At 66.5% G+C, this 16,408-nt stretch carries 16 protein-coding genes; 5 read left to right on the top strand and 11 right to left on the bottom strand.

What is annotated here, in order from left to right; translation table 11 throughout:
• On the bottom strand, window positions 1–743 hold a 743-nt coding region (locus WAZ62_RS07320), incomplete at its 3' end, for a 2Fe-2S iron-sulfur cluster-binding protein (protein WP_422642858.1).
• A gap of 23 nt (window positions 744–766) precedes the next feature.
• A complete protein-coding gene (locus WAZ62_RS07315; RefSeq protein ID WP_422642857.1) occupies window positions 767–1,921 on the bottom strand; it encodes an alkane 1-monooxygenase in 1,155 nt (384 codons plus the stop codon).
• A 706-nt stretch (window positions 1,922–2,627) separates the two neighbouring features.
• Here WAZ62_RS07315 and WAZ62_RS07310 point away from each other — a divergent pair.
• Window positions 2,628–5,705, top strand: a complete 3,078-nt coding sequence (locus WAZ62_RS07310) for a hypothetical protein (protein ID WP_422642856.1) — start codon at window positions 2,628–2,630, stop codon at window positions 5,703–5,705.
• Window positions 5,706–5,772: 67 nt separating this feature from the next.
• Here WAZ62_RS07310 and ahpF read toward each other — a convergent pair whose 3' ends face one another.
• Window positions 5,773–7,350 carry an alkyl hydroperoxide reductase subunit F gene (gene ahpF / locus WAZ62_RS07305; protein WP_422642855.1) on the bottom strand — a complete coding sequence of 526 codons (1,578 nt, stop codon included), beginning with the start codon at window positions 7,348–7,350 and terminating at the stop codon, window positions 5,773–5,775.
• A gap of 131 nt (window positions 7,351–7,481) precedes the next feature.
• Entirely contained in the window at window positions 7,482–8,045 is a 564-nt protein-coding gene (gene ahpC, locus WAZ62_RS07300; RefSeq protein ID WP_422642854.1) for an alkyl hydroperoxide reductase subunit C, read from the bottom strand.
• A gap of 405 nt (window positions 8,046–8,450) precedes the next feature.
• Between ahpC and WAZ62_RS07295 the strand changes: the two genes are divergently transcribed.
• Complete coding sequence (locus WAZ62_RS07295; protein ID WP_422642853.1) at window positions 8,451–9,314, top strand: DUF2189 domain-containing protein; 864 nt, start codon at window positions 8,451–8,453, stop codon at window positions 9,312–9,314.
• 65 nt (window positions 9,315–9,379) lie between these two features.
• Window positions 9,380–9,523, top strand: coding sequence for a hypothetical protein (locus WAZ62_RS07290; protein WP_422642852.1), 144 nt, complete (start codon window positions 9,380–9,382; stop codon window positions 9,521–9,523).
• Window positions 9,524–9,536: 13 nt separating this feature from the next.
• On the opposite strand, the gene WAZ62_RS07285 is transcribed toward WAZ62_RS07290, so the two are convergent.
• The 5 genes from WAZ62_RS07285 to WAZ62_RS07265 are packed head-to-tail and all read right to left on the bottom strand — an operon-like array spanning window position 9,537 to window position 13,103.
• A complete protein-coding gene (locus WAZ62_RS07285) occupies window positions 9,537–10,676 on the bottom strand; it encodes an alpha-hydroxy acid oxidase (protein ID WP_422642851.1) in 1,140 nt (379 codons plus the stop codon).
• Between the two features lie 13 nt (window positions 10,677–10,689).
• On the bottom strand, window positions 10,690–10,950 hold the full coding sequence (locus WAZ62_RS07280) for a hypothetical protein (protein ID WP_422642850.1): 261 nt from the start codon (window positions 10,948–10,950) through the stop codon (window positions 10,690–10,692).
• Complete coding sequence (locus WAZ62_RS07275; protein ID WP_422642849.1) at window positions 10,947–11,375, bottom strand: putative toxin-antitoxin system toxin component, PIN family; 429 nt, start codon at window positions 11,373–11,375, stop codon at window positions 10,947–10,949. The genes WAZ62_RS07280 and WAZ62_RS07275 overlap by 4 nt, the downstream gene beginning before the upstream one ends.
• A 51-nt stretch (window positions 11,376–11,426) precedes the next feature.
• Window positions 11,427–12,602: a 23S rRNA (adenine(2503)-C(2))-methyltransferase RlmN gene (rlmN, locus tag WAZ62_RS07270; protein WP_422642848.1), complete on the bottom strand. Its 1,176-nt coding sequence runs from the start codon at window positions 12,600–12,602 to the stop codon at window positions 11,427–11,429.
• 18 nt (window positions 12,603–12,620) lie between these two features.
• Window positions 12,621–13,103, bottom strand: coding sequence for an invasion associated locus B family protein (locus WAZ62_RS07265; RefSeq protein ID WP_422642847.1), 483 nt, complete (start codon window positions 13,101–13,103; stop codon window positions 12,621–12,623).
• 156 nt (window positions 13,104–13,259) lie between these two features.
• Here WAZ62_RS07265 and WAZ62_RS07260 point away from each other — a divergent pair, with 156 nt between their 5' ends.
• Together WAZ62_RS07260 and WAZ62_RS07255 are read left to right on the top strand one after the other, a co-directional pair.
• The gene (locus WAZ62_RS07260) at window positions 13,260–13,826 is read left to right on the top strand and encodes a sigma-70 family RNA polymerase sigma factor (protein ID WP_422642846.1); all 567 of its coding nucleotides are present in this window, start codon (window positions 13,260–13,262) and stop codon (window positions 13,824–13,826) included.
• Window positions 13,823–14,506, top strand: a complete 684-nt coding sequence (locus tag WAZ62_RS07255; protein WP_422642845.1) for a ChrR family anti-sigma-E factor — start codon at window positions 13,823–13,825, stop codon at window positions 14,504–14,506. The genes WAZ62_RS07260 and WAZ62_RS07255 overlap by 4 nt, the downstream gene beginning before the upstream one ends.
• 168 nt (window positions 14,507–14,674) lie before the next feature.
• Here WAZ62_RS07255 and WAZ62_RS07250 read toward each other — a convergent pair whose 3' ends face one another.
• Together WAZ62_RS07250 and WAZ62_RS07245 are read right to left on the bottom strand one after the other, a co-directional pair.
• A complete protein-coding gene (locus WAZ62_RS07250) occupies window positions 14,675–15,115 on the bottom strand; it encodes an SRPBCC family protein (RefSeq protein ID WP_422642844.1) in 441 nt (146 codons plus the stop codon).
• Window positions 15,116–15,283: 168 nt separating this feature from the next.
• Window positions 15,284–16,270 carry a 2-hydroxyacid dehydrogenase gene (locus WAZ62_RS07245; RefSeq protein ID WP_422642859.1) on the bottom strand — a complete coding sequence of 329 codons (987 nt, stop codon included), beginning with the start codon at window positions 16,268–16,270 and terminating at the stop codon, window positions 15,284–15,286.
• Window positions 16,271–16,408: the final 138 nt, after the last annotated feature.

Here is a 16,408-nt window from a genome sequence, read left to right as displayed (position 1 = left end):
ACCGTCAGAGGCCGCCGTTCCCCCGCCGCCGCCATCGCCTCGAGCAGCGACAGCACGGGTCCAAGGCCCGAGCCCCCGGCGATCAGCAGCGCCGCCCCCGCCCCCGGCTTCAGGCCGAACTGGCCGAAGGGGCCATCGAGCAGCACCGTCTCGCCCCGGCGGTCGGCGGCGAAGAGCCAGTCGGTCAGGGCGCCGCCGGGAACATGGCGGATGGTGAAGGGGATGCGGGTCTCGCCCGCGCGAGGGGCGGCGGCGAAGGAATAGGCCCGCCCGGCGGCGATGCCCGGCACGGTCCAGGCGGCATATTGGCCGGGGCTGAACGGCAGGGGCGCGTCGAGTTCCAGCACGACGCGGCGGATGTCGGCGGTCAGGGCCGTGACCTCGAGGATGCGGGCGGGCAGGCCTGCGGCCGCCCGTTCATCGCCAGAGAGATCGCGCAGGGGCAGCACCGGCTCGACCACCACCGGCCCTTTCGGCACCGCCTGGCAGGCGAGGATGCAGCCCGCCGCCAGGTCTTCGGCCGAGAGCGTGTAGGAGAAGTCGGTCAGGGCCTTCACCTTGCCTTCGACCAAGGTGCTGCGGCATTCGCCGCAACTGCCGACCCGGCAGTTGGACGGATAGGCGATGCCGGCCTTCAGCGCCGTCGCCAGGATGGTGGCGCCGCTTTCCGCCTCGAGGCTGCGGCCGGCGGCGGGAATGGTGATGGTGGCGGCCGCCTTGCGACCGAACAGGCGGGACAGCATGGCGGCGCCTCCTCCTCTTCCGCTTACTCGGCCGCGGCCAGGGTTTCGCGGCGGCGCGGGCCGGCGAGCAGCGCCCGCTCGGCCGGGGTCGCGTGCTTGCTTTCCCAGTGGCGCAGCTTCGGCTCCATCACCCGGAACCACAGGGGGGGCACGAAGGCGATCAGGATCATCACGACATAGCCGAAGGGCATGGTCGGCGCGTGCGCGTAGGGTTTCAGTTCCCAGAACGGCTTGTCGCCATGGGCGTGATGGTCGGAATGACGGGTCAGGTTGAACAGGATCTTGGACGAGACCGCGTGGTTGGAGTTCCACGAATGATCCGGCCGCACGAGGGTACCGGGCACGCGGACGATGCCGTAATGCTCGATGTAATTCACATATTCGAGCCAGCTCTTGCCGATGAGGGCCGCAACCGCATAGGTCACGGCGCCGACGGGGCCGGTGGCCAGCAGGAAGGCCAGCGTGATCGCCGCCTGCATGGCGAGGCCGCGCAGGAAACGGTTGGCCGGATGGATCCAGGGCAGGCCCCGGCGCGACAGGCGATCCCGCTCCAGCAGGAATTCATTGCGATACTGGCCCCAGGTCGAGCGGAAGACGAAGGCATAGAGCGTCTCGCCCCGGCGCGAGGTCGCGGGATCGTCGTAGGTCGCGATATTCTTGTGGTGGCCATAGACATGCTCGATGCCGAAGCTGGCGTCATAGGCGGCGGCCAGCATCCAGCGGCCGAAGAACATCGACAGCGGATCCCAGGTGCGATGGGTCAGCTCGTGGCCGACATTGATGCCAGCGACGCCCAGCATGGTGCCGACGGAAATCACCGCGCCGACGTGGGTCAGCACGCCCGCCTCGGCCCGCGCCGCCAGGACATCGTAACCCGTCAGCGCCTGCGCCAGCGCGCCGAGGCCCAGCAGATCCGCGTCCGCCCCGGCGATGAACCAGGCAAGGCCGAGCAGCATCAGCCCGATCATCGGCAGGACGCCATAGAGCAGGATGTCGAGGATCCAGGTCTGGCCATATTCCGGCTCGCTGGTATCCGCGCCGAACAGGTAATCGGCCGCGCCGCCCAGCAGGAGGGTGAGGGCAAGGCCGGCCCAGACGAAGGGCCCGCCGAGGAACAGGCCGGCGGCGGTCGCCGCCAGCACCGGATAGCACAGGAAAAACTGGCTGTAGCGCAACATGGATCTTGTCCCCTCTTCCGGGCGGTCGCGGGCGCCGCCGTTGTTCCGAGTAATTACTCTAAACAGAGTATTTGCTCGGAATAAAATGTCAAGCCTCCGGCGCAGGGACAAAAAGCCGGCCGCACCTTGTCGGTGGGCCGGCGCTCGGCGCCGGCAGGGAGCGGGCTTCGACGAGCCCGGTGGGCGCCGCCGCTCCAACAGGATCGGCAGCACGACGGGCGGGGTCCAGGCGATGGCCGCACCGCCCAGCCGGTGCAGGACCAGGCCGCCACGCGATCGCCGCCCGCCGCTCACGACGCGACCTTGCGGATGACGTCCGGCGACAGCGCCTCGAGCATTGCGGCCCGGGCGGGCGATGCGCGGCGGCAGGCCGGCGACAAGGCCGAGGGTGAGCAGGGAGGTGGCCCCGAGCAAATCACGGCGGGAAATGCGGGGGGAATTTTTGCGGCTCCAAATCATTATTTATCGAACACTTCATGACGATATTTATTCACACGAAATATCTCATAAATAAAACAAATCACTTTATTGCGGTGTATATGATCCGCTATTTCGCCCTTCTCTTTGAGACCAGAACGGGTATGCTTCCGTTCATTCGCGTGAAAGAGGCGCCTTCTTGCGATGGATCAATGCTGGCGCCACGCCCGGCGCCTTAGCTGCTCGCGGCCCGCCGCCCGGCACCGACCGATCTTCTGGGGAAAACACCATGCCGACATTTCCGAACCACCTCGACGTCACCACGCTCGACGGCACGAACGGCTATACCCTGGTCGGAGACATCATCCCCGACGCCTTCGACGATAATGGCGCCACCCTCGCCGGGGTCGGCGACATGAACGGTGATGGACTGGCTGATGTCCTCGTCGGCGCGCCGCATCTCGATGACCAGTACAACGGCCGGGTCTACGTGGTGCAGGGCACGGATGTGCCCCATTCCGCCGTGGAGGGGCTGGGCGGCTGGGGCACTTTCGCGGGCCAGGCCTCGGAATATGAATATTTCGGTAGCGGCCTCGGCGCGCTCGGCGACATCAATGGCGACGGCTTCGCCGATGCGATCATTTATGGCACCGGCGGCGGCTTCTCGGACGCGCCGGGGGCCTATGTCGTCTTCGGCGCCGCCGGGCTCGGTGGCGGCAATCTGGCCGGGCTCGACGGCAGCAACGGCTTCAAGATCGCCGAAGGTGGTATCGGCGGTATCGGCGACATCAACGGCGACGGCTGCGACGACTTCGTGTCCGGCAACACCGTCATCTTCGGCCAGACCAGCGGCTTCTCGGAATATTTCACGACCCCGGTCGTCGACGGCGCCAACGGCTTCACCCTCGTCGGCAGCTTCAACGGCTTCACGTCGGCGGGGGATGTGAACGGCGACGGTTTCGACGACATCATCGTCGGCAATGCCAATGGCGACAGCGCCGGGACCGACGCGGGCGAGGCCTATATCCTGTTCGGCAAGGCCGGCGGCTTTTCCGCCACCGTCGATCCCGCCACGGTCGACGGCACGACCGGATTCAAGATCACCGGGGCGGCCGCCGGGAATAAGGCCGGCACCACGGTCAACGGTATCGGCGATGTGAACGGTGACGGTTACGACGATGTCGCGGTCGGCGCGACCGGCGGCGGCGCCGTGTCCTATGTCGTCTTCGGCAAGGCATCGGGCTTCGAGGGCGGCATCGACCTCGGCGCGCTCGACAGCACTTCCGGCTACAAGGTCTCGGGCATCGCCTATCTCGGCCGGGCCGGCGACATCAACGGCGATACGCTGGACGATCTAGGCATCGGCATCAACGGCGTGCTGTTCGGCCGCGCCGGCGTCTCCGTCCGCGACCTGACGATGGCCGATCTCGACGGCACCAACGGCTTCGTCGCCACCGGTCCCGGCCTGAGCGCCGGCGCCTGGGCCGGCGACGTCAACGGCGACGGTTTCGACGATTTCGTCCTGTCCAATCCGATGGCGACGACCCAGTACTACGGCTACTCCTACACCGTTGGCGAAATCTACTTCGTTCTCGGCCATGCCGACGGTCCGCGCAGCTGGACCGGCACCTCGGCCGACGAACTCTATGTCGGCAGCGCCAGCCGCGACGTGCTGAAAGGCGCTGGCGGCAAGGACCACCTGAAGGGTGTCGGCGGGGACGATATCCTGGTCGGCGGCTCCGGCAGCGACCTGCTCGACGGCGGCGCGGGCAGCGACACGGTCAGTTTCGCCGGCTCGTCCGCCGGGGTCGTCGTCGATCTCGCCGCCGGCACCTCGACCGGCACGGGACAGGGCAACGACACGCTGATCGCCATCGAGAATGTCAATGGCTCCAACGGCAATGACGACATCGCGGGCGACGCCGGGGCGAACCGGCTCGACGGCGGCCTCGGCGACGACCGCATGGCGGGCCGGGGCGGTGACGACACCTATGTCGTCGATCAGGCCGGCGATACCGTCGTCGAGCTGGCGGGTGACGGCACCGATACCATCGAGACCTCGCTCGACGTCTTCCGCCTGCCGGCCGGGGTCGAAAATCTCGTCTATGTCGGCAGCGGCGACTTCACCGGCACCGGCAATGATCTCGACAACATCATCACCGGCGGCGCCGGCGACGATGTGCTGAACGGCGGCGGCGGCGCCGACCGGCTCGAAGGCGGCGAGGGCGGCGATCGCTACATCGTCGACGATGCGGGCGATATCGTCGTCGACGGCGGCGCCACCGGTATCGACCGGGTCGACAGCACCATCACCTATGGGCTGGGCGGTGACATCGAGAACCTGCTGCTGCGGGGCAGCGCCCGCATCAACGGCACCGGCAACGCCCTCGGCAATGCCATGACCGGCAACGCGGCCGCCAACACGCTCGACGGCGGCGAAGGCGACGACCGCCTGTCGGGCCTCGGCGGCAACGACAAGCTGATCGGCGGTGCCGGCGCGGATCGCCTGGACGGCGGGGCTGGCGACGACCGCATGTACGGCGGCCTCGGCGACGATATCTATGTCGTCGATTCGGTCGGCGACACGGTCAGCGAAGCGGGCGGTGGCGGACACGACCTCGTGCGCGCCGCCGTCAGCTTCACCCTGAACTCCGGCCTCGACGATCTGATTCTGACCACCGATGCCGCCGCCGACGGCACGGGCAACTCGCTCGCGAACACGATGACCGGCGGCGCGGGCGACAATATCCTGTCGGGCCTCGGCGGCAACGACGTGCTGAGCGGCGGTCTCGGCAACGACCGGCTCGACGGCGGCAGCGGCGACGACATCCTGCGCGGCGGCGCGGGCGACGATACCTATGTCGTCGACAGTTACAACGATCTCGTGATCGAAAGCGCCGGCGGCGGCACCGACACGATCATCTACGGCGGCCACGACAAGCACTACACGATGGCCGCTCATGTCGAGAACGCTGTCCTGACCGACAGCAATTTCGGCCATGTGCGGGGCAACGCCCTCGCCAACACCATCACCGGCAGCATCGCCCCCGACACGATCGAGGGGGCCGCCGGCGACGACATTCTCACCGGTGGCGGCGCCAACGGTGGCAGCAGCGACAGTTTCGTCTACCGGGCGGGCTTCGGCCACGATCGCATCACCGATTTCAAGACCGACGCCCGGGGCGCCCGCGACGATGTGATCTTCGACGACGATCTCTTCGCCGATTTCGCCGATATCATGGCCCATGCGGCGCAGGTCGGCGGAGACGTCGTGATCACCCACGACGCGGACAACAGCATCACCCTCGAGGGTGTCGTCCTGTCCGAACTGACCGAGGACAATTTCTACATCTTCAACGTGGTCTGAGAGAGACCCCGAAAACGACGACGGGCCGCCGGTCACCCGGCGGCCCGCGTTCTTGGGATATGCCCGATTACTCGGCGGCGGCCTTGGCCGCCGGGGCCGAGCTGCGGATCAGATGATCGAAGGCGCCGAGCGAGGCCTTGGCCCCTTCGCCCATGGCGATGACGATCTGCTTGTAGGGCACGGTCGTCACGTCGCCGGCGGCGAAGACGCCGGGCACCGAGGTCTGGCCGCGGGCATCGACCACGATCTCGCCGCGCGGGGTCAGCTCGACCGGGCCGCCCTTCAGCCATTCGGTGTTGGGAACGAGGCCGATCTGGACGAAGATGCCTTCGAGGTCGAGCACATGGGCCTCGCCGGTCTTGCGGTCCTTGTAGGCAAGACCCTTCACCTTCTGACCATCGCCGATCACCTCGGTCGTCTGGGCTTCCATGATGATGTCGACGTTGGGCAAGCTCTTCAGCTTGCGAACGAGAACGGCATCGGCGCGCAGCACGTCGAGGAATTCGAACAGCGTGACATGGGCGACGACGCCGGCGAGATCGATCGCCGCCTCGACGCCGGAATTGCCGCCGCCGATCACCGCGACGCGCTTGCCCTTGAACAGCGGGCCGTCGCAATGCGGGCAATAGGCGACGCCCCTGGTGCGATATTCCTTCTCGCCGGGCACGCCCATCTCGCGCCAGCGGGCGCCGGTCGCCAGGATCACGGTCCTCGAGCGCAGCCGGGCCCCCGATTCCAGTTCGATCTCGACCAGATCGCCGGGGGTGAGCGTCTTGGCCCGCTGGAGGTTCATGATGTCCACGTCATAGGACTTCACATGTTCCTCGAGCCCGGCGGCCAGGCGCGGCCCTTCGGTTTCCTTGACCGAGATGAAATTCTCGATGCCCATGGTGTCCAGCACCTGGCCGCCGAAACGTTCGGCGACGACGCCGGTGCGGATGCCCTTGCGCGCGGCATAGATCGCCGCCGCGGCGCCGGCCGGGCCGCCGCCGACGACGAGGACGTCGAAATCGTCCTTGGCGTTGATCTTCTCGGCCGCGCGCTTCTCGGCGCCGGTATCGATCTTGGCCAGGATCTCGCCCACCTCCATCCGGCCCTGGCCGAAGACCGCGTCGTTCAGATAGACGGTGGGCACCGCCATGATCTGAAGCGCCGTCACCTCGTCCTGGAACAGGGCGCCGTCGATCATCTCATGCTTGATCCGGGGATTGAGCACGGCCATGAGGTTCAGCGCCTGCACGACTTCCGGGCAGTTCTGGCAGGTCAGGGAGATATAGGTGCGGAAGCTGAAATCGCCGTCCAGCGCCTTGATCTGCGCGATGGTGTCGGCATCCACCTTGGGGGGATAGCCGCCGACCTGCAGCAGGGCAAGGACGAGCGAGGTGAATTCATGGCCCATGGGCAGGCCGGAGAAGCGGATGCTCACCGTGCCGTCGGGGCGGTTCAGGCTGAACGAGGGCCTCCGCACGTCGGCGGCATTGTCCTCGCGCAGGGACACCAGGGACGAGACGTCCTTGATATCGGCCAGCAGCGAGCGCATCTGGCCGGCGGCTTCACTGTCGTCAAGGGAGGCCACGATCTCGATCGGCGACGTGGCCCGTTCCATGTAGCCCTTCAACTGGGCCTTGAGATTGGCGTCCAACATGACAACACACTTTCCAGCTGCGGGGGAGCGCGAGCGGCGCGCTTCACCCTTGAGGGGTGGCACCCGGGGCGGATTCCCCGGGCACCGAAGACGGTCGGCGGGTCAGATCCTGCCGACAGACGGTCGGCGGGTCAGATCTTGCCGACGAGGTCGAGCGACGGCTTCAGGGTCGCTTCGCCCGGGGTCCACTTGGCGGGGCAGACTTCGCCCGGATGCGAGGCGACATACTGGGCCGCCTTCACCTTGCGGAGCAGTTCCTTGGCGTCACGGCCGATGCCGTTGTCGTGCACTTCGATGATCTTGATCTGGCCTTCGGGGTTGATCACGAAGGTGCCGCGATAGGCGAGGCCTTCCTCTTCGATCAGCACTTCGAAGGCGCGCGAGATCGCCAGGGTCGGGTCCGCGACCATCGGATAGGTGATCTTGGCGATCGTGTCCGAGGTGTCGTGCCAGGCCTTGTGGGTGAAGTGGGTGTCGGTCGAGACGGAATAGATTTCGACGCCCAGCTTCTGGAATTCGGCGTAATTGTCGGCGAGGTCGCCCAGCTCGGTCGGGCAGACGAAGGTGAAGTCGGCCGGGTAGAACACGAAGACCGACCACTTGCCCTTCAGGGACTCTTCGGTCACCTCGACGAACTTGCCCTGGTGATAGGCCTGGGCCTTGAACGGCTTCACAACGGTATTGATGAGCGACATGAGAACATATCCTTCTCGGGTTGATGTCTGGCGGAAGACCGGACTCGGCCCCGCCGCCAGCGGAAAGTGATAGACCTAACCGCCTGACTGCGTGCCTAAAATGGCACCCAGATTAGAATAATTCAAGAGGCAGACGCGCCGTCTTGCGCGATCGGGCGATCGGCCGGGACGATCACTGGAAACGCTCACTCGCGCAGCATCGCACCGATATCCGCACCCCGCCTTGCGGCAGATCATGACCCCGCCGTCGGCAGGGACAAAATGCCCCACCCGGCCTATGATGGGGCCACGGGTCACGGCAACGCCGTGGCAGGTGTTGGGTGAGGCGTGAGGCCACGACGCCCGGAGCCCCGAATCCGGCCGGCCCTTCGAGGTCCGGCCCGCAGATCTTCGGGAGGAAGCACCATGACCATCCGCAACCCCGTGGAATGGAGCGCCGATCTTCTGGCCGGCACCGCAAGGGCGATCAACGCCGCCGGCCACGACATCTACCGCGAGGACCTGGAGACCGGCGGACGCCTGCCCATGATCCGCCGGATCGAGCTTGCCGATCTCGGTGTCGCGCTGCGCCGCGGTCTCGACGATTTCGCCGCCTGCCGCACCGATGTCATCTTCCTGTGCCTGGTCTATCCGCTGATCGGCCTCGTGCTTGCCCGTATCGCGATGGACAGCGGGCTGCTGCCGCTGATCTTTCCGCTCGCCTCGGGCTTCGCCCTGATCGGGCCGCTGGCCGGCCTTGGCCTCTACGAGATGAGCCGGCAGCGCGAGGGCGGGGCCGAGGTCAGCTGGCTGGGGGCGTTCGGCGTGCTGCGGGCGCCCGGGCTGACGGGCATCATTCTTCTTGGCCTTGTGCTCGTCGCCATCTTCTTCGGCTGGCAATATGCGGCCCAGACGATTTACGCCGCGACCCTGGGGCCGATGCCGCCCGCCTCCCTCGCCGCCTTTCTGCACGATGTCTTCAACACGCGGGCGGGACTTCTGATGTCGGTCGCCGGGCTCGGCGTCGGCTTCGTCTTCGCCGTCGCCGTCCTTTCGATCAGCGTCGTGTCCTTTCCGATGATGCTGGACCGTCATGTGCGGATGGATATCGCCATCGCCACCTCGGTCAGGGTCGTCGCCGCCAACCCGCTGGCCATGGCGGTCTGGGGCGTGATCGTCGCCGGTGGGCTGGTGCTGGGCTCGCTGCCCTTCTTCGCCGGGCTGATCGTGGTCCTGCCGGTGCTGGGTCATGCCACCTGGCACCTGTACAGGCGGGTGGTCGCGCGCTGAAAGCTGGTGTAGGGGTGGGGCGGCGGCAAAGCCGCCCCATGTCAGAAGCCAGACCCGGAAACGCCATGCCCCAGCCCCAGCGCAAGCCCCCGCAGGACCGTCCGCCCCGCCGCCTCGACCTGCGCCGGTTGCAGGTCATCGCCCTTGCCGTGACCACCCTCGCGGTGCTGGTCCGCCTCGGCTTCGATATCGCCAAGGGCAACTGGTAGGCGCCGCCGGGCTTCAGCGATCGAGCACGGCGCCCGTCACGTCGCGCACATGGCGCGTGCCGGTCAGGGCCATCGACACGTCGAGTTCCCTAGCCAGGATCTCCAGGGTCTTCGTCACCCCGGCCTCGCCCATCGCGGCGAGGCCATAGAGGAAGGACTTGCCGATCAGGCAACCCCTGGCGCCAAGGGCGAGAGCCTTCAGCACGTCCTGACCCGACTGCACGCCGCCGTCGAACAGAATCTCCGTCTGGTGGCCGATGGCGTCGACGACGCGGGGCAGCGCCTTGATCGAGGAAATTGCCCCGTCGAGCTGACGCCCGCCGTGGTTGGAGACGACGACCGCGTCGGCCCCGGTCGCGGCCGCCGCCCGCGCGTCGCCGACATCGAGAATGCCCTTCAGGATCAGCTTGCCCGGCCAGATCTTGCGCACCCATTCGATATCCTTCCACGACAGGGAAGGATCGAACTGCTGCGCCGTCCAGGCCGACAGGGTGGTCAGCGAATCGGCGCCCTTCACGAAGCCGTCAAGATTGCCGAAGGACCGGCGCTTGCCCATCAGCACGCGCATGGCCCAGGCGGGCTTGGTCGCGATGTCGATCGCATTGGCGAGGGTGAGGCGCGGCGGCACCGACAGGCCGTTCTTCAGGTCGCGGTGGCGCTGGCCCTGGATCTGCAGATCGAGGGTGAGCACCAGCGCCGAGCATTTGGCGGCGATCGCCCGCTCCACCAGGCTTTTCGAGAATTCCCGGTCGCGCATGACGTAGAGCTGGAACCAGAACGGCTTGCTGGTCGCCGCCGCCACATCCTCGATCGAACAGATCGACATGGTCGACAGGGTGAAGGGCACGCCGAACGCCTGCGCCGCCCGCGCGCCGCAGATCTCGCCATTGCCGTGGAACAGGCCGGTCAGACCCGTGGGCGCGATGGCGACCGGCAGGGCGACATCCTCGCCCACCATGGTCGTCGCCAGCGTCCGGTCGGAGACGTCGACCATCACCCGCTGGCGAAGGGCCAGGGCGGCGAGATCGGCCCGGTTGGCGGAAATCGTCCGCTCGTCGTAGGAACCGCGATCGGCGTAATCGAAGATCGCCCTGGGGATGCGCTTCTTCGCCAGAGCGCGCAGGTCCTGGATATTGGTGATCGTGGTCATCATGCGCCCTCGGATTCTATTCAACCGGATCCATCAAGCCGTCACCCTTGTCCGGCTCCCGACCGACACCTGCGCGGCGAAGGATATCGAGAGCCCTGGGGACATCGGCCCGCGCGACCCTTTCAGCGAAATAAGTTTCCGTTCTGAGGGCGGACAATTTTTCGGCGACGGCGACATTGATCAGTTGATTCAGGGCCACGCCTTCGGCATCGGCCACTTTGCGCGCCTCTTCCAGCAGTGACGTCTGAAGCCGGAGGGCGAAATTGCTCTTCTTCATCTGCCAGTCTCCAATTTTTCCCAGGCCTGGCGCGGGGAAAATATCTGTACACCGAAGCGCTCCCGGGCAGCGGCGAAGTCTCGGATATTGAATGTCACAATCCCGTCGGCCCGCCCGTTGACCGCCGTTTCGAGCACCATGTCGTCATTGGCGTCCCGAAGGGTCGGACGCCAGAGGAACGAGAGACGAACAGGTTCAGCCACGGCGGCCAAGGCATCCAGAACAACGCCGACCTCTTCAACGGACAGACCCGCACGATCAAGATGTTCCGGCCGGACGGCAACAGCCTCATACTCGATCAACAGCGGCACCGAGAGGATCAGCGTCAACCGCCGCTCGAGCGACGCGATCAGAAGCCGGCGGGATGCCCCCGCTTCGCTGCGAAGCGCGGCAATGAACGCAGCCGTATCAAGGACAATCCGCATGTCATGATTTTTGCCGGGCGGAATGATATTGCAAGCAATATCAAGCGTGGATCACGCGACCGCCGCCGCGTCCTTGGCGGCGAAGGCGGCGTCGACCTCGCGGCGCAGGAGATCGGCCTTGCGCTGGCGCACCGAATCCGATTTCAGCTGGCCGCAGGCGGCCATGATGTCCTCGCCCCGGGGCGTGCGCACCGGGCTGGCGTAGCCGGCGTCGAAGACGATCTGCGAGAAGGTCTTGATCGCCTCCGGGGTCGAGCGCTCGAAGGGCGCGCCGGGCCAGGGATTGAACGGGATCAGATTGACCTTGGCCGGAATGCCCTTGATCAGCTTGACGAGGGCGCGGGCATCGGCCGGACTGTCGTTCACGTCGCGCAGCATCACATATTCGAAGGTGATGCGGCGGGCGTTGTTCAGGCCCGGGTAATCGCGGCAGGCCTGCATCAGTTCGTTGATCGGATATTTCTTGTTCAAGGGCACGATGCGATCGCGAATCTCGTCCGTCACCGCGTGGAGCGAGACGGCGAGATTGACGCCCAGTTCCTCGCCCGCGCGCTTCATCATCGGGACGACACCGGCGGTCGACAGGGTGATGCGGCGGCGCGACAGCGAGATGCCCTCGTTGTCCATGACCAGCTTCAGGCCGGCGGCGACATTGTCGAAATTATAAAGGGGCTCGCCCATGCCCATCATGACGATGTTGGACAGCAGCCTTCCGTCCGGCGAGGACGGCCATTCGCCAAGGGCGTCGCGCGCGATCATCACCTGCTGCACGATCTCGGCCGGGCCGAGGTTGCGCACCAGGGTCTGGGTGCCGGTGTGGCAGAAGCGGCAGGTCAGGGTGCAGCCGACCTGCGAGGAAACGCAGAGCGTGCCCCGGTCGTCGTCCGGAATGAAGACCGACTCGACTTCCTGCCCATCCGGCCATTTCACCAGCCATTTGCGCGTGCCGTCGACCGACAGCAGCGATTTGGTGATCTCGGGCCGCGCCACCGTCGCCCGCTCCAGGAGGGCGGCGCGCAGGTCCTTGGACAGGGTGGTCATGTCCTCGATCGTGGTCACGCCGCGGCTGTACATCCAGTGCCAGAGCTGCTGGATGCGCATTCGCCGCGGCTTGCCGCCCTGACCGAGTTCGTCGAGCACGCGGCCCAGCGCTTCCCGGTCGAGCCCGATCAGATTGAGCTTCGAGCCATCGGCCGGGAGAATCGGCGCCTGTACGTCAACAGTCATGGGGTTTCCGGTCGGGGGTCAGAGGTTGCAGGCCTTGCCGATCGCGTCGAGCGCGGCGGAAATGCCCTTGAGGCTGAAGGTGTCGGTCGTTTCGGTGCCGCGCTGGGACGTGCCGGTGATGACGGCGTTGGCGCCCTTGCGCATGGCCTGGACGATCTTCTCGTCGGTCGCGGTTTCCCGCGCCCAGGCATTCTCGCCATCGGTGAACAGCTCGAAGGTCTGGCCTCCGATCTTGACCTTGGCGGTGGAGCCGGCCTTGAACGGATAGCCGATCAGGATCTGCACCTGGTTGCGCACGCCGCCTTCCTGGAAATGCGAGATCAGGAAGAAGATGTCGCCCCGCTTGGCCCCCTCGGGCAGGGACTTGGACGGCTTCGACGAAACGAGGCAGACGTCCTTGCCGCCTTGCTTCGTCTTGAAGGCCTGCCAGTCACCGAAGCTGCCCAGCAGCGGATTATCTTCAGCCTGGGCGGAATTCATCGCTGCGGCGGCAGCGACCATTGACAGAAACATGCCGAACGCGGCGAATAGGAAGCGTTTCATGGCGCCTGATCACAACCTTTTTCGAGAGTTCACAAGATAGCTGCCCGGGCCCCGCATTTCCACCCCTGGCCTTGCCCATTATCCCCGCGCTCAGGCGCGTGAGTCTTCAGCCCCATGCAGAACGCGGATATCAACGAACGGGAAATCCTGGCCGATTGGGTCGAGTCTGTCGCAGAAAATGGCGACAGGGCGGCGTTCGCGCGGCTTTTCGCCCATTTGGCCCCCCGCCTCAAGGCTTTTCTGCGGCGACTCGGCTCGGCCGACGCGGCGGCGGAGGAACTGGTGCAGGAGGTCATGCTGACCGTCTGGCGCAAGGCCGCGAGCTTCGACCGGCGGCAATCCTCGGTCTCGACCTGGGTCTTCACCATCGCCAGGAACCGCCGAATCGATCTGATCCGCCGCGAGTCGAAGCCTGCCCTCGACCCCGAGGAGCCGCTGCTGCGCCCGTCCGCCCCTCTCCCGGCCGATACCATCGCCGCGGAAACCCGCCGCGACGCCGCCCTGCGCGCCGCGCTGGCGGATCTTCCGCCCGAACAGCTGGACTTGCTGCAGCTCGGATATTACGAGGGAAAATCGCATGTCGAGATTGCGGAGCTACGCAAACTGCCGCTTGGTACGGTAAAGTCTCGAATGCGTCTGGCTTTCAGTCGCTTGCGTCGTGCCATGGAGTCGTACCAGTGACGCCGTCCCATCACCTGCCCGCCGAGCTTTTGTTCGACCATGCCGCCGGCACGCTCGATCCCGCGCTCGCCGTCCTGGTCGATGGTCATCTGGCCCTTTGCCCCCAGTGCCGGGTCAAGGCCCAGGAATGCCTGGCCGTCGGCGGCGGCCTTCTCGATGCCATCGAACCCGTCGCCATGAGCGAGGGCGCTTTCGATCGCCTGATGGCGCGGATCGACAATGGGGACGTGACCTGGTTCGACACGCCGAAGCCCGCCGCGCCGTCCTTCGGCGAGGAAACGGCCGATGCCCTGATCGATGTCCTGCCGCCGGCGCTTCGTCCCCTCGGCCGGCGCAGCCTGGCCACGCAGCGCTGGCGCAGCATCGCCCCCGGGGTGAAAACCCTGCAGCTCGACCTGCCAACGGGCCATCAGGGTTCGGCCCAGATCATCCGGGTCGACGCCGGCAAGGGCGTGCCGCATCACACCCATCAGGGCAATGAATACACGCTCGTCCTGTCGGGCGCCTTCAACGACCACTCCGGCCGTTTCGCTCGCGGCGACCTGCAGATCACCGATGCCTCGGTGAAGCACAAGCCGATCGCCGAGCCGGGCGAGACCTGCATGGTTCTCGCCGTGACCGACGGCCCCTTGCGCCTGACCGGCGCCCTCGGCTTCATTCAGCGCAGCCTCGGCTACTGAGAGCCTGTTTGGAAACCCCGGCCGGGTCGATCCGGCGGATCTTTCCGCGCCCCGTGGCGTCGGCGATCTTGCCGATATCACACGATATCGGCGGCGACCGCCTCCTTGCGGGACACGAAAATCTCTCGCCGGCTCTCAGCCGCCGGATTTCCAAACAGGCTCTGAGGCTCAGGCGGCTTCCAGCCGGCGCTTCAGCTTGGCGAGGCCGCCGCCGATGATGGCGCGGACCAGCATTTCCGTCGGCGCGCCGGTGAAGGGGATGCGGGGGTCGAATTCGATCCGGTAATCGATCTCGGTGCCGCCATCGGCCGCATCGGCGAGGCGGATGCGGCCGAGGTGGTTCTTCACCGGGCTGCCATCGACCACCGTGTATTCGACATATTCGTCCGGGATCGCCGCCGTGACCTTTTCGTCGGTGTGGCTGATGCCGAAGGAGACCCGGCGGACCGAGCCTTCGCCGTTGATGCCGCTCGCGCCCGTGCCGTCGACGATGCGCGTCGTCCGGCCCGGCAGCAGCGAGCCGAATTTCTCGTGATCGCCAAGCCATGAATAGACCAGCGGGCGCGGCGCCTTGATCGTGACGTTGAAGCGGATGTTGCGGCTGGCCATCGGATTGCCCCTTTGCGGTTCCCCGGCCAAGGCTCGGGTCAAACGGCGGGACGGGCAACGTCCGTTCGGAGTAGGGACGGCCCCGCGCGGGGGCGGGGCCGTTTCCTTTGCTTCCCAACCTTCGCCTTCGTCGAAGGACGGCCCCGCGCGGGGCGGGGCCGTTTCAGCTCAGAGCAGGCCTTCGAGCACGCGATCCGGCGGACGGTGGCCGTCGGCGAAGGTCTTGATGTTGATGATCACCTTCTCGCCCATGTCGAGGCGGCCCTCGATGGTGGCCGAACCCATGTGCGGCAGCAGCACGACATTGTCGAGGGCGACCAGCTTGGGGTTCACGGCGGGCTCGTGTTCGAACACGTCGAGACCGGCGCCGGCGATCTCGTTGCCGACCAGCATCCGGGTCAGGGCATTCTCGTCGATCACTTCGCCGCGGGCGGTGTTGACCAGGATCGAGTGTTTCTGCAGCAGCTTCAGGCGGCGAGCCGACAGCAGGTGATAGGTCGCGGGCGTATGGGGGCAGTTCACCGAGATGATGTCCATGCGGGCCATCATCTGGTCGAGGCTTTCCCAATAGGTCGCTTCCAGCTCGTGCTCCAGCTCTTCCGGCACCCGGTTGCGGTTGTGGTAGTGGATCGACATGCCGAAGGCGCGGGCGCGGCGGGCGACCGCCGTGCCGATGCGGCCCATGCCGATGATGCCGAGGCGCTTGCCCCAGATCCGGCGGCCCAGCATCCAGGTCGGCGACCAGCCGCTCCATTCGCTGGTGCGGATCACCCGCTCGCCCTCGGCCAGGCGGCGCGAGGTGGCGAGGATGAGGGCGATCGTCATGTCCGCCGTGTCCTCGGTCAGGACGCCCGGGGTGTTGGTCACGGTGATGCCGCGCTGGCGGGCGGCGGCGAGGTCGATATGGTCGACGCCGGTGCCGAAATTGGCGATCAGACGCAGATTGGGATTGGCATGGGCGAGGATGCGGCCATCGATCCGGTCGGTCACGGTCGGGACAAGCACGTCCGCCGTCTTCACCGCTTCGATCAGCTCGGCCTGGCTCAGGGGGTGATCATCGGGATTGAGCTTGGTATTGAACAGCTCCATCATCCGCGTCTCGATCGCTTCGGGCAGCTTTCGCGTGACGATCACGAGCGGCTTCTTGACTGGCATCATCCTCTCCCTGGGTGCTGCGGATGGGGCCATCCACGGCAGAACATGGCCCTTCCTAGCAGGTTTGGCGACAGGTTCAAAGCCGGCGTTCGCCGGAATCCCGGGGCGCGGCGACGGGCGCCGCCTTGACCGCGGCGC

The sequence above is a fragment of the Zavarzinia sp. genome, assembly GCF_049306435.1.
Classification (GTDB): Bacteria; Pseudomonadota; Alphaproteobacteria; order Zavarziniales; family Zavarziniaceae; genus Zavarzinia.
The sequence above is the reverse complement of the archived record's forward strand: the minus strand, read 5'-3'. Positions and strand labels throughout refer to the sequence as shown.

Coding starts and splice junctions, on each gene's coding strand:
- WAZ62_RS07315 (WP_422642857.1), bottom strand. CDS start 1,921: ATGTTGCGCTACAGCCAGTTTTTCCTGTGCTATCCGGTGCTGGCGGCG.
- WAZ62_RS07310 (WP_422642856.1), top strand. CDS start 2,628: ATGCCGACATTTCCGAACCACCTCGACGTCACCACGCTCGACGGCACG.
- ahpF (WP_422642855.1), bottom strand. CDS start 7,350: ATGTTGGACGCCAATCTCAAGGCCCAGTTGAAGGGCTACATGGAACGG.
- ahpC (WP_422642854.1), bottom strand. CDS start 8,045: ATGTCGCTCATCAATACCGTTGTGAAGCCGTTCAAGGCCCAGGCCTAT.
- WAZ62_RS07295 (WP_422642853.1), top strand. CDS start 8,451: ATGACCATCCGCAACCCCGTGGAATGGAGCGCCGATCTTCTGGCCGGC.
- WAZ62_RS07290 (WP_422642852.1), top strand. CDS start 9,380: ATGCCCCAGCCCCAGCGCAAGCCCCCGCAGGACCGTCCGCCCCGCCGC.
- WAZ62_RS07285 (WP_422642851.1), bottom strand. CDS start 10,676: ATGATGACCACGATCACCAATATCCAGGACCTGCGCGCTCTGGCGAAG.
- WAZ62_RS07280 (WP_422642850.1), bottom strand. CDS start 10,950: ATGAAGAAGAGCAATTTCGCCCTCCGGCTTCAGACGTCACTGCTGGAA.
- WAZ62_RS07275 (WP_422642849.1), bottom strand. CDS start 11,375: ATGCGGATTGTCCTTGATACGGCTGCGTTCATTGCCGCGCTTCGCAGC.
- rlmN (WP_422642848.1), bottom strand. CDS start 12,602: ATGACTGTTGACGTACAGGCGCCGATTCTCCCGGCCGATGGCTCGAAG.
- WAZ62_RS07265 (WP_422642847.1), bottom strand. CDS start 13,103: ATGGTCGCTGCCGCCGCAGCGATGAATTCCGCCCAGGCTGAAGATAAT.
- WAZ62_RS07260 (WP_422642846.1), top strand. CDS start 13,260: ATGCAGAACGCGGATATCAACGAACGGGAAATCCTGGCCGATTGGGTC.
- WAZ62_RS07250 (WP_422642844.1), bottom strand. CDS start 15,115: ATGGCCAGCCGCAACATCCGCTTCAACGTCACGATCAAGGCGCCGCGC.
- WAZ62_RS07245 (WP_422642859.1), bottom strand. CDS start 16,270: ATGCCAGTCAAGAAGCCGCTCGTGATCGTCACGCGAAAGCTGCCCGAA.